Source organism: Nocardia sp. NPDC003345 (assembly GCF_053589395.1).
Genome location: NZ_JBSFRU010000034.1, coordinates 1 through 12,046 on the forward strand (window position 1 = coordinate 1; position 12,046 = coordinate 12,046).

At 67.5% G+C, this 12,046-nt stretch carries 12 protein-coding genes; 8 read left to right on the top strand and 4 right to left on the bottom strand.

All coding sequences use genetic code 11. The features are described from left to right. The first annotated feature begins 361 nt into the window (after positions 1 to 361). Entirely contained in the window at positions 362 to 856 is a 495-nt protein-coding gene (gene greA, locus ACWDU1_RS06650) for a transcription elongation factor GreA (RefSeq protein ID WP_449996293.1), read from the top strand. Positions 857 to 999: 143 nt separating this feature from the next. Here greA and ACWDU1_RS06655 read toward each other — a convergent pair whose 3' ends face one another. Next, the gene (locus ACWDU1_RS06655) at positions 1,000 to 2,142 is read right to left on the bottom strand and encodes a cystathionine gamma-synthase (protein ID WP_449996294.1); all 1,143 of its coding nucleotides are present in this window, start codon (positions 2,140 to 2,142) and stop codon (positions 1,000 to 1,002) included. Positions 2,143 to 2,258: 116 nt separating this feature from the next. On the opposite strand from ACWDU1_RS06655, the gene ACWDU1_RS06660 reads away from it, so the two are divergent. From ACWDU1_RS06660 to ACWDU1_RS06670, 3 genes are all read left to right on the top strand, one after another. Next, positions 2,259 to 3,434 (top strand): acyl-CoA dehydrogenase family protein, encoded by a 1,176-nt coding sequence (locus tag ACWDU1_RS06660; protein WP_449996295.1) that lies wholly within the window; start codon positions 2,259 to 2,261, stop codon positions 3,432 to 3,434. Between the two features lie 222 nt (positions 3,435 to 3,656). Beyond that, positions 3,657 to 4,169 (top strand): DUF4254 domain-containing protein, encoded by a 513-nt coding sequence (locus tag ACWDU1_RS06665; RefSeq protein WP_449996296.1) that lies wholly within the window; start codon positions 3,657 to 3,659, stop codon positions 4,167 to 4,169. Positions 4,170 to 4,264: 95 nt separating this feature from the next. Next, positions 4,265 to 4,603 carry a DUF6401 family natural product biosynthesis protein gene (locus ACWDU1_RS06670; RefSeq protein WP_449996297.1) on the top strand — a complete coding sequence of 113 codons (339 nt, stop codon included), beginning with the start codon at positions 4,265 to 4,267 and terminating at the stop codon, positions 4,601 to 4,603. A gap of 51 nt (positions 4,604 to 4,654) precedes the next feature. Here ACWDU1_RS06670 and ACWDU1_RS06675 read toward each other — a convergent pair whose 3' ends face one another. Next, the gene (locus ACWDU1_RS06675; RefSeq protein ID WP_449996298.1) at positions 4,655 to 5,602 is read right to left on the bottom strand and encodes a mechanosensitive ion channel family protein; all 948 of its coding nucleotides are present in this window, start codon (positions 5,600 to 5,602) and stop codon (positions 4,655 to 4,657) included. Positions 5,603 to 5,708: 106 nt separating this feature from the next. Then, the gene (locus ACWDU1_RS06680; protein ID WP_449996299.1) at positions 5,709 to 7,100 is read right to left on the bottom strand and encodes a cystathionine beta-synthase; all 1,392 of its coding nucleotides are present in this window, start codon (positions 7,098 to 7,100) and stop codon (positions 5,709 to 5,711) included. 124 nt (positions 7,101 to 7,224) lie between these two features. Between ACWDU1_RS06680 and ACWDU1_RS06685 the strand changes: the two genes are divergently transcribed. From ACWDU1_RS06685 to ACWDU1_RS06695, 3 genes are all read left to right on the top strand, one after another. Then, a complete protein-coding gene (locus ACWDU1_RS06685) occupies positions 7,225 to 7,686 on the top strand; it encodes a hypothetical protein (protein ID WP_449996300.1) in 462 nt (153 codons plus the stop codon). A gap of 125 nt (positions 7,687 to 7,811) precedes the next feature. Then, the gene (locus ACWDU1_RS06690) at positions 7,812 to 8,684 is read left to right on the top strand and encodes an SGNH/GDSL hydrolase family protein (protein ID WP_449996301.1); all 873 of its coding nucleotides are present in this window, start codon (positions 7,812 to 7,814) and stop codon (positions 8,682 to 8,684) included. Positions 8,685 to 8,764: 80 nt separating this feature from the next. Beyond that, positions 8,765 to 9,982: an acetyl-CoA C-acetyltransferase gene (locus ACWDU1_RS06695; protein ID WP_449996302.1), complete on the top strand. Its 1,218-nt coding sequence runs from the start codon at positions 8,765 to 8,767 to the stop codon at positions 9,980 to 9,982. A gap of 134 nt (positions 9,983 to 10,116) precedes the next feature. On the opposite strand, the gene ACWDU1_RS06700 is transcribed toward ACWDU1_RS06695, so the two are convergent. Beyond that, positions 10,117 to 10,296, bottom strand: coding sequence for a hypothetical protein (locus tag ACWDU1_RS06700; protein ID WP_449996303.1), 180 nt, complete (start codon positions 10,294 to 10,296; stop codon positions 10,117 to 10,119). Between the two features lie 508 nt (positions 10,297 to 10,804). On the opposite strand from ACWDU1_RS06700, the gene ACWDU1_RS06705 reads away from it, so the two are divergent. Then, positions 10,805 to 12,040, top strand: coding sequence for a helix-turn-helix domain-containing protein (locus ACWDU1_RS06705; protein WP_449996304.1), 1,236 nt, complete (start codon positions 10,805 to 10,807; stop codon positions 12,038 to 12,040). Positions 12,041 to 12,046 lie beyond the last annotated feature (6 nt).

Genomic DNA, 12,046 nt, shown 5'->3' on the forward strand with positions numbered 1-12,046 from the left:
CGGTCGGTCGCTGCGCTCCCTTCCTCTGGTCGCTCCAGAACCGGGCGGGCCCCACCCTTGGCGGATGGGACCCTTTGTGTGACTTGCCGGTAAAAACTTGTCCGACCTGCATCTTTGTGATTCATGCTAAAATGGCCTGACACACGGTTCCGGGGCTCGGAGCCGTGTTTGCTGCATTGGCGGCCAGCGCGGTCGATACCGGGTCGGCGTGAGTGTCCCGGCGTCAGACCTGTCGGGGTTCTCCGAGGTTTCCCGCAGATCGCGATAGCCGTCGGCTGATGCATGCCTGCCCACGGCGGGTTGTGCCGCAGTGATCAGGGAATCCCGGCCTGCCGGGGACAACTACTAGGGAGTGATCGAGATGACTGAGACCCAAGTGACCTGGCTGACCCCGGAGTCGCACGACAGGCTCAAGAGCGAACTCGACGCGCTCATCGCCAATCGTCCGGTCATCGCCGCGGAGATCAACGAGCGTCGCGAAGAAGGCGACCTCAAGGAGAACGGCGGCTACCACGCGGCTCGGGAAGAGCAGGGCCAGCAGGAAGCCCGCATCCGGCAGCTGCAGGAACTCCTGAACAACGCCAAGGTCGGTGTGGCGCCCACCAAGTCCGGTGTCGCGCTGCCCGGGTCGGTCGTGAAGGTCTACTACGACGGGGACTCCGACGACACCGAGACCTTCCTGATCGCGACCCGCGAGGAAGGCCTGGGCAACCCCGACCTCGAGACCTATTCCCCCAGCTCGCCGCTGGGTGGCGCGCTGATCGACGCCAAGGTCGGCGAGACCCGTGAGTACACGCTGCCCAACGGCAACACCATGAAGGTGACGCTGGTCAGCGCGGAGCCCTACCACAGCTGAGCCCGGTGCCCGGGCCGCCGCACAGACCGCGGTCCGGGCCGGTACGGACACAAGCGGCCGCATCCGATGTCCCGGATGCGGCCGCTTGTTCATGTCCTGTGCTTATCTCCTGGTCTCCGGACCGCCGAGCGGTCCGGGTCCGGTCAGTTCAGAGCCTGTTCGAGATCCGCCAGCAGATCGGCGATGTCCTCGATACCCACCGATAGCCTTACCAGATCGGCGGGCACCTCGAGGTCGGAACCCTCGGTGGAGGCGTGCGTCATGGCCGCCGGATGCTCGATCAGCGATTCCACCCCGCCCAGCGATTCGGCGAGGGTGAACACCTTCGTCCGGGAGCAGAGGTCGCGGGCGGCCTCGATACCGCCGGCCAGCCGCACCGAGATCATCCCGCCGAAACGCCGCATCTGCTTATCGGCGACCGCGTGGCCGGGATGCTCGGGCAGCCCGGGGTAGATGACCTGCGAGATCGCCGGGTTCCGGGTGAGGAATTCGGCCAGGGTCTCGGCGTTGTCGCAGTGCCGGTCCATCCGCAGCGACAGCGTTTTGGTCCCGCGCAGGGTGAGGAACGCGTCGAAGGGGCCCGGAACCGCGCCGGCGCCGTTCTGCAGGAACGCGAAGGCGGCATCGAGCTCGGCATCGTCGGTGATCAGCGCGCCGCCGATCACATCGGAGTGGCCGCCCAGGTACTTGGTGGTCGAATGCAGCACCACATCGGCGCCGAGCAGCAGCGGCTGCTGCAGGTAGGGGGTGGCGAAGGTGTTGTCGACGACCAGTTTCGCGCCCGAGGTGTGGGCGATATCGGCCAGCGCCGGGATATCCCCGATATTGAGCAGCGGATTGGTCGGCGATTCCACCCAGATCAGCTTGGTGTTGGGCCGGATCGCGGCGCGCATGGCATCGACATCGGTGACCGCGGCCGGGGAGTGTTCGATCCCCCATTCGGTGAACACCTTGTCGATCAGCCGGAAGGTGCCGCCGTAGGCGTCGTCGGGAATGACGATATGGTCGCCGGGCCGCAGCATGGCCCGCAGCGCGCAGTCGGTGGCTGCCATCCCGGAGGCGAAAGCCCGGCCGTGGCGGCCGGATTCCAGGGCCGCGAGGTTGGCCTCGAGTACGGTCCGGGTCGGATTGCCGGTACGGGCGTACTCGTAACCGTCCCGCAGGCCGCCCACTCCGTCCTGGGCGAAAGTGGAACTGGCGTACACGGGCACATTGACCGCGCCGGTTCGCGGATCGGGTTCGTATCCGGCGTGCACAGCCCTGGTGGTGAAGCCCAGCTCGCTCATAGCCCCACCCTAGAGGTCGGTCCCCGCGCCCTCACACGCCGGTGGGGTCGGCGTGGCGGAACTCGCACCGCGGCGAGGACGGCCCGTGCTCATGGGGTCGGGATTACCCTGGGCCCATGCTCACCCTGGCCGAACTCTTCGCGACCGATTCCCTGCTCACCGCCGAGGAAAGGGAGATCCGCGATACCGTGGCCGCCTTCACCGAACGGCGGGTGCGACCCCATATCGCGGAGTGGTTCGAGGCGGGTGTCTTCCCGGTCCGTGAGATCGCGCCGGAACTCGGGAAGATGGGCGTACTGGGCATGCATCTCGAGGGATACGGCTGCCCGGGGCTGCCCGCGACCGCCTACGGGCTGGCCTGCGCGGAACTGGAGGCGGCCGATTCCGGTCTGCGGTCGTTGGTGTCGGTCCAGGGATCGCTGGCGATGACGGCCATCCACTCCTTCGGTTCCGAGGAGCAGAAACAACAGTGGCTGCCGGACATGGCCGCGGGGAGCCTGCTGGGCTGCTTCGGGCTCACCGAACCGGATTTCGGCTCCAATCCCGGCGGTATGCGCACCCGGGCCCGGCGCGACGGCGGCGACTGGGTGCTCAACGGGTCGAAGATGTGGATCACCAACGGTTCGGTGGCCGATATCGCGGTGGTGTGGGCGCAGGTCGAGGTCGACGGGCGGAACCGGGTCCACGGCTTCCTGGTCCCGGCGGGTACACCCGGGTTCACGGCCCGGGAAATGAAGGGGAAGCTGTCGCTGCGCGCCTCCATCACCGCCGAACTGGATCTGGACGAGGTCCGGTTACCCGCCGACGCCGTTCTGCCCGGCGCCACCGGGCTCTCCGCGCCGCTGTCGTGTCTGGGGGAAGCGCGGTTCGGGATCATCTTCGGCGCACTCGGCGCGGCCCGCGACTGCCTGCGCGCGACAATCGAATATTCACGAACGCGTGAGGTTTTCGACAAATCCCTGGCCGCGTACCAACTGACGCAGGCGAAATTGGCGGATATGGCGCTGGAATGGGGTAAGGGTCAGCTGCTGGCGCTGCATCTGGGCCGGTTGAAGGATCGCGGTGCGCTCACCTCCGAGCAGGTCAGCGCCGGAAAGCTGAACAGCTCCCGGGAGGCGCTCGCCATCGCCCGGGAATGCCGCACCATTCTCGGAGCCAATGGGATCACGCTGGATTATCCGGTGCTCAGGCACGCGAACAACCTCGAATCGGTACTCACCTACGAGGGGACCGCCGAGGTACATCAACTGGTGCTCGGTAAGGCGCTCACCGATACCGCGGCATTCCGCTGACCGGGCGATTTCCACTCTGTATTCCGGCGATATTCACACCTGGTTCCCCCCAGGTCGGCAGCACAACTCACAGCCGCGCTCGCGACGGCGGAGGACATTGTTACCAACCGTCATCCTCGAGCCATCTCGGTGTCACCCACCGGCCGATCCGGCGGCGCACTCTGATAAGCGCACCCGAGACGGGTCGGGAAACGTCCGGGTGTTTCCACACGGAGGTGCGTAATGAGTTCGCAATCGCCCGGGCCGGGCATCGGCCGATCACCCATCACGGCGAAAACCGTCGAGGTGAAAGCCGTGCGCAATTCTCGCGAGCGCGTCTGCCGATTACCCGATCAGCGCGAACTGGTGGCCGCCTTCACCTACCCGGGCGACCCGCGGTCGGGCCAGCCGCTGCTGGTCTGGGCACAGGCCCTCGCCGAGCTGCATCGGCGCCGGCACGGCGATCCGCTGGCGACCGCCGGTATCGACTGCCGGCGGGCCGAGGTGGTGGCGCTGATCGACCGCTGGGTGAGCGCCGAAACGGCCGGACAGCGTGGTCGCCGGTTACGCGGTGATTCGCTGGGGATGACCATCGACCGAATGGCCGCCGCCCATGTGCACGCCAACCATCTGCTGCACAATTCCGAATGCGTTTCCGACGACCGGGTGCACGCAGCCTGGTACCGGCTGGCGCTGCTGGCGGACGAATGGACGGATCTGGTGACCGGCGCCGAACCGGTCCGGCGACGGGCCTGAGACCGCCTTTACCCCGCTTTCGCCGCGAATATCACCCGGGGGCTGCGCGATATATCACAAGACGATATACCGGCCCACATTGTTACCATTGTGTCATGTTCGTCCCGGGTCCCCGTTTGTTCGAAGCTTCCGCTCGCCGTTTCCTGGAGGGCATGCACCGGACCCACGGGGCCCCGGCGCTGGCCGCGTCCACCGGCCTTCCCGGCCTGACCGCAGAACTGGATCAGCACGCGGCCGCGGTGCGCGACATCCTCGATCTGGGCGTCGGCACGGGTGAGCAGGTATCGCAGACCGTCCTGCTGGCCGGGTACATCCGGGGACTGATGGACGATATGACGACACCGGTCACCACGCCCCCGGATTGGGCCACCGCGGACTGGCTGCATCTGCGTTTGGCCGGGGCCTGCATGCAGGCCGGGTTCAAGGCCCCGTAATACGGCTTTCCGCCGTGGGCCGGGCCGGCCCAAGGCGGAAAGGACGCGCTGTTACCCGAGGTGACGCGGTTCGCCGCCGTAGGGCGGTTCACCACCGTACGGATTGCCTCCGTACGGGTTGCCGTACTGCTGGCGGTAGTCACTGCCCGGCATCTGCCGCCCGAACTCGTCGGGTTCATTTCGGAAGCCGCCCTGAGCCGGTTGCGGCTGATCCCATTCCGCCGCACCCCCGCCGGTCGCCTGACCTCGCGCCTGCTGCGGCATCCGCTGCCGGGACGCGTCCTCACGACCGCGCTGATAGGCCTCCGCGTGCCCACGTACCGCGGGCATCTCCTCCTCCAGACCGGTGAGCCAGGACTCCCAGCGCTGCTGCATCGGCCGCACCAGACCGCCACCGACTCCGACCACCAGGATCCCGCCGATGGTGGCGAGCACGGCGATCAGCACCGGCGTGGTGACCGCGGTGGCCACCCCGATCTGATTCAGCGCGGCGATGATGCCGATACCCCAGATGAACACCGACGCGATACGGGAGAGCATCGGGCCGTAACTGAGCCCACCCAGCGCGTTGCGCGTCAGATCGACGACCGCGTGCGCGATCGCTCCCGCGATCACCACGATCAGGATGGCGACCGCCAGACGCGGGAGCCAGGCCACTATCCCGTTGATCAGGTTGCTCACCGGGTTGGGGCCGAAGACCCCGAAGCCCATCTGCAGCGCGATCAGCAGAATCGCGTAGAACGCCAGCCGGCCGAGCAGATCGGAGGCGTCGTATTTGCTGCGCGACAGCATCCGCTGGATTCCGCCCCGCTCGACGAGCCGGTCGAAACCCACCCGTTCGAGGACCTTGTCGACGATCTTCTCGACAACTTTGGCGATGACCCAGCCGATGAACAGGATGACCAGGAAGCCGAGCAGCTTGGGGACGAATGTCGCGATCGAACTCCACGCGTCAGAGAATCCCTGCTGGAAATCGATTGCCAAACTCGAGGTTCGCACAAGCCCTTCCCTTCGTTCTCCGAACGAACGTGGCGTTTGCCACGAACGGCATACAGCTCGTTATACCCTGGGAGAACTGGCCGAACCTGAGATTGCGAAATATTTGCTATCGAGCGATTCGGCCGGTGCTGAGAAAGCCCAGCAGATCGTGGCGGGTGATGACGCCGACCGGTTTACCGTCCTCGACGACCATGAGCGCGTCGGTATCCGACAGCGCCTTGGTGGCGGCCGAGATCGGCTCACCGGAGCCGATCAGCGGGAACGACGGGCTCATATGCTGGGCCACCGAATCGGTGAGATGCGCCTTCCCGGAGAACACCGCCGAAAGCAGATCCCGTTCGGACACGCTGCCCGCGACCTCACCGGCCATCACCGGCGGTTCCGCGCCGACCACCGGCATCTGCGAGACCCCGTACTCGCGCAGGATCTCGATGGCGTCGCGCAGGGTCTCGGACGGGTGGGTGTGCACCAGATCGGGCAGCTCCCCCGACTTACCGCGCAGCACATCGCCGACCAGCGTCTCGGCGGTGGACCCGTCCAGCGGGGTGCGCAGGAAGCCGTAGGAGCTCATCCACTGATCGTTGAAGATCTTCGACATGTACCCGCGGCCGCCGTCGGGCAGCAGTACCACCACCACGGCCTCCGGATCACGCCGCGCCACCTCGAGGGCGGCCACCACGGCCATTCCGCACGAACCGCCGACCAGCAGACCTTCCTCGCGAGCCAGGCGGCGGGTCATATCGAAGGAGTCCGCGTCGGAGACGGCGATGATCTCGTCGGGGATCGCGGGGTCGTAGGCGCTGGGCCAGAAATCCTCGCCGACACCCTCCACCAGGTACGGCCGCCCGGTCCCGCCGGAATACACCGACCCCTCGGGATCCGCGCCGACCACCTTCACCTTCCCGCCCGACACCTCCTTGAGATAGCGGCCGACGCCGGTGATGGTGCCGCCGGTGCCGACACCGGCGACGAAATGGGTCACCGTGCCCTCGGTATCGCGCCAGATCTCGGGACCGGTGGTCTCGTAGTGGCTGTCCGGGCCGCCGGGATTGGAATACTGGTCCGGTTTCCAGGCGCCGTCGATCTCGTGCACCAGCCGGTCGGAAACGCTGTAGTAGCTGTCGGGGTGGTCCGGAGGCACCGCGGTCGGGCACACCACCACTTCGGCGCCGTAGGCGCGCAGCACATTGCGCTTGTCCTCGCTGACCTTGTCCGGGCAGACGAAGACGCAGTGGTAGCCGCGCTGCTGCGCGACCAGCGCCAGGCCGACGCCGGTATTGCCGGAGGTGGGTTCGACGATGGTCCCACCCGGCCGCAGCTCACCCGACTTCTCGGCGGCCTCGATCATCTTCACCGCGATCCGGTCCTTGGAGCTGCCACCCGGGTTCAAGTATTCGATCTTGGCCGCCACCAGCCCCGACCCCGCGGGTGCGACCGAGTTCAACCGGACCAGCGGGGTGTTGCCGATGAGGTCCACGACATGATCCGCGATGCGCATACCCCCATCGTTGCAGAGGCGTTGCCGGAGACCTCGGCGTGGTCCCGCGGGCCTGGCCCGGTGTGGCCGCCGACACTACGCAAATCCGGCGGGCGCACGCCCGAACCTCTAGGATTCCGGAGCTATGAGGCTGCCGAAATTCGCGCGCACCACCGCGATTCTGGCCGGCTCGGCGTTCGCGCTGATCGCCGCGCCGGGAGCACCGGCCGGTGCCGCCACCGTGTCGCTGCCGACCGTGCCCACACTCGCCTACGGCGGACTGTGCGGAACCAGCATCCGCACCTGGGCCGATACCGGACCGGAGTGGCCCGGCCGCGCGATCCTCAACGTCCGGGCCGATCCGGTGGCCGGAATCGGTCCGGGAGTCCATCCCTTCGCACCGCTGTGCGAGGTACTGACCACGGTGTCGTGGCGCAATCTCGACACCGGCGCCACCGGCAGCTACGTGAACAACGTGGTGACCGGTATCTACGGCAGCATCCAGTACTCCCTGTTCCAGGACACCGGGCCGGGCCGGGTGGACGTCACCGTCACCACGAACCACGCGAGCGTCCCGGCATACGGCAGCTTCGTCGTCCCCGCGTAGTCGCCCGGCCGACACCGGCGATACGCCGGGCTCGACGATGCGCGGCGACCACCCCGGCCGGATGCGACCGGAGTATCCACCGCGTGCCTCGCGCGACGACGCGGTCGTCAATAAAATCGCTGCACATGGGCGAGACACGGATCGGATGGCGCACGGCCGTAGTGGCCGGCGCCGCGGCGACGCTGTTCGGATCAGGTGCGGGCACCGCATCCTGGGCCACCTACCGGCTGCTCACCACCCAGGCGGGGACCGCGCGCGGCATGATCGGGCGCGATACCTCCAAACCGCCGGAAGCCGACGGTATCTACGCACCGCACGGTTACGAGCCCTGGCGCAACGGTAAGCACGCCGACCTGCATCTGATGATCTTCGGCGACTCCACCGCGGCCGGTCTCGGCTGCCGGACTTCCGCCGAGGTGCTGGGCGTCCGGATCGCGCACGGGCTCGCCGACACCACCGGCCGCCGGATCCGGTTGAGCACCAAGGCCATCTCCGGCGCCACCTCCAAGGGGCTCGCGGGACAGGTGGACGCGATGTTCGTGGCCGGCCCGCCGCCGGACGCGGCGGTGATCCTCATCGGCGCCAACGATGTCACCAAGAAACATTCCATCGGCCGGTCCGCACAACGGCTGGGCGCGGCGGTCAGCCGCCTGCACGGAGCGGGCAGCGTCGTCGTGGTGGGCACCTGTCCCGATCTGGGCAGCGTCACCGCCATCCCCGAACCCCTGCGCACCGTCGTGCACCGGTGGAGCGTCCGGCTCGCCCGCGCGCAGGCCGCCGCCACCCGCGCGGCCGGTGGCCGCACCGTGGCGATGGGCACCCTGCTGGGCAAGGATTTCCGGGCCGCCCCGGAACAGCTGTTCTCCGCCGACGGTTTCCATCCGTCCGCCGCCGGGTACGCGCTGGCCGCCACCCATCTGCTGCCGGAACTGATGAATGCGCTCGATGAACGGGATATGGCCACCGCGGATATTTCCCCGCAGCCCACCGGGACGTAGATTCGAGAGGATCGTACCCGTGAGTAGCGCACGATCCGGCCGTTTCGGCGCGGGCGCTGCTCCTCGACAAAGGAGTCCTCATGCCTGAGGCCGTCATCGTTTCCGTTGCTCGTTCCCCCATCGGCCGGGCCAACAAGGGATCCCTTGTGAGCATGCGGCCCGACGACCTCGCCACCCAGATGGTCCGCGCCGCGCTGGACAAGGTCCCCGCGCTGCAGCCCGCCGATATCGACGATCTGATGCTCGGCTGCGGCCAGCCCGCCGGTGAGGCCGGGTTCAACATGGCCAAGGTCGTCGCCACCCAGCTCGGCTACGACTATCTGCCCGGCACCACGGTCAACCGGTACTGCTCCTCCTCGCTACAGACCACCCGCATGGCGTTCCACGCGATCAAGGCCGGCGAGGGTCACGCGTTCATCTCCGCCGGTGTCGAAACCGTCTCCCGGTTCCCGAAGGGCACCGCCGACGGCTGGCCCGACACCCACAACCCGCTGTTCGGCACCGCCGAAGAGCGCACCGCGACCTCCGCGCAGGGCGGAGTCGCCTGGAAGGACCCCCGCACCGACGACAACATCCCCGACGTCTACATCGCCATGGGCCAGACCGCGGAGAACGTCGCCTCGTTCACCGGTATCTCCCGTGAAGACCAGGACCACTGGGGCGTGCGGTCGCAGAACCGTGCCGAGGAGGCCATCAAGGCCGGCTTCTTCGAACGTGAGATCACCCCGGTGACCCTGCCCGACGGCACCGTCGTCTCCACCGACGACGGCCCCCGCGCCGGCACCACCTACGAGAAGATCTCCCAGCTCAAGCCCGTCTTCCGTCCCGACGGCACGGTGACCGCCGGTAACGCCTGCCCGCTCAACGACGGCGCCGCCGCCCTGGTGGTCATGAGCGATACCAAGGCCAAGGAACTCGGCCTGACCCCGCTGGCCCGCATCGTCTCCACCGGCGTCTCCGGCCTGTCCCCCGAGATCATGGGCCTGGGCCCGATCGAAGCGGTCCGCCGGGCGCTGAAGCTGGCCGGTAAGACCATCGGCGATATCGACCTCTATGAGATCAACGAGGCCTTCGCGGTCCAGGTCCTGGGCTCGGCCCGGGAACTGGGCATGGACGAGGACCGGCTGAACGTCTCCGGCGGCGCCATCGCGCTGGGCCACCCGTTCGGTATGACCGGCGCCCGCATCACCGCCACCCTCATCAACAACCTCCAGACCCGCGACAAGCAGTTCGGCCTGGAGACCATGTGCGTCGGCGGCGGCCAGGGCATGGCGATGATCATCGAACGCTTGAGCTGATCTGAGCAGTCCGGCGTGCGACGCGGAGTGACCGGTCCGCCCAGCGACGAGGCCGACGCCGAGCCCCCTCGGCGATAGCGATCGCGGCCCTCGGATCACGGAAGTCCTTTCCGCGATCCGAGGGCCGTTTCGCGTCATTCCCGGGCACCGCGTGTGATGTCCGGGTCCAGTTCCAGCGGCAATCGCCCGGGGGTATGCCACCCTTCGATCGGTCCGGTGGAGGTCAGCAGGTCGACGAGACAGGTGGCCACCCTCCATCCGAGAGTCTCGCGGGCCTCCCGGTCGCTCACGTGTGGTGCCACAACCACTTCCACACCATGATCCAGCGCATGCTGCACGGCGATCCTCGCCGAAAGCTCCGGCCCGGTATCCGCGTAGACCGTATGAACAACCCGAAGCCCGTGCGCCCGGGAAAGCCGCTCGATTTCCGAGCTGTCGCACCCCACCCGGCAGAACGCGATCGCCCGCCTCCCATCGGTCACGGCTGCCCCGCTGCCGCGTGATCAAGAGCCGTCTCGAACCGCGGGCAACGATGCCCCGCATGGACATCCATCAACCGGCGGGCCTGTACGCCCTGCCGGAGCCGGAGTCCGGCGGCCGTGGCGAAAGCATATGGGGCACGAACAGGCGGGTCGGGCATTTCCCGGCGCATGGTGACACCTCGTCTCGTAGTCGCAGTGACATCGGTTCGCCCGGCTCCGGAAAGTTCTCATCGGTTGGGCGATGAGCCAAAGGTAGGAATCCGTCAACTGCTCGAGAGGTACAGTTCGTACCCTTGCCGCTACGCTGGAATGACCGGGATCACCAGCGAAAGGGGCTGCGGTGGCGATCAATTCCGCTGAAGACGCGACAATCGGTGCCCGGATCAAGAGGTTGCGTGAGCGGGCAGGTATGTCTCGGCCGGTGCTGGCCGGGCTACTCGGACGATCGCCTGAATGGTTGAAAGCCGTCGAGAACGGCCGGCTGCATCCTCCCCGGCTACCGATGTTGCTCCGGATCGCCCGAGCCCTGGAATTGAAGGACCTCGCCGAACTCACCGGAAACGGTCACGCGGTTTCGGTGTCGGTTTTCGCCGGGGAGCAGCATGCGGCTCTGACCGCCGTCCAAGCCGCGCTGACCGACTATCGTCTCTCCCCTCCCGCCTGCCCCGCGAACGTCGATCACCTCGAAGAGCGACTTCGTCAGGCATGGGTCGTGCGCCATTCCAGTCCGGACCACCGCACTCAACTCGGTACGTTGCTACCCGGCTTGATCAAGGACGCCCAGGGTGCCGCGCGAGTAGGAGGGGAACATCACAGGCAGGCGCGGCGGGTTCTGGCGGGGGTCTACCAACTGGCCGATTTCTACGTGGCGTATCAACCTGCCGCGGAACTGGTTTGGATGGTGGCCGACCGCGCCCTATCCGAGGGATATGCCTCCGACGATCCGTATGTGATCGCATGTGGCGCGTGGGCGATGACCCAGGCCTTGCGGGACTCGGGCCGCTGGGAGGAGGCGGTCGCGCTGGCGCTGACCGCTGCGGAGCAGTTGACGCCCTACCTCGACCGAGAAGGAACACCGGACGATTGGCGTGGTATCTACGGTGCGCTGTACGCGGAAGTCGCGTATGTCCACGCTCGGCGTGGGCGATACGGCGATGCCTGGGCGCACTGGGAGAAAGCCGACGAAATGGCGCGAGCCCTCGGTTCGCACTATCGGCACGTGCAGACGTCCTTCTCCATGCCCGTGATGGCCGCGCACGCGACCACCCTGGGCGTGGAGCTGCGCAGGTCGGGGGAAGCGGTGCGATCCGCGCACTCGTTCGACGCCGACACAATCGCCTCTGTCCCGCGCCGGAGCCGCCATTTCATCGAAGTTGCCCGCGCTCATTTCCAGCGCGAGGAGTCGGTCGCCGCGCTGGCGCTACTGGACAAATCCGCGCGCACCGCGCCGGAAACCATCCGCTACAACGGCTACGCCCGGCAGATGCTGCATTCGCTGCGAGACAAGCCGCCGTCGGGGATGCACGGGGAGGTCGAGGATCTGTGCGAGCGGGCCGGGCTCCCCGCTACCGCGTAACGAACA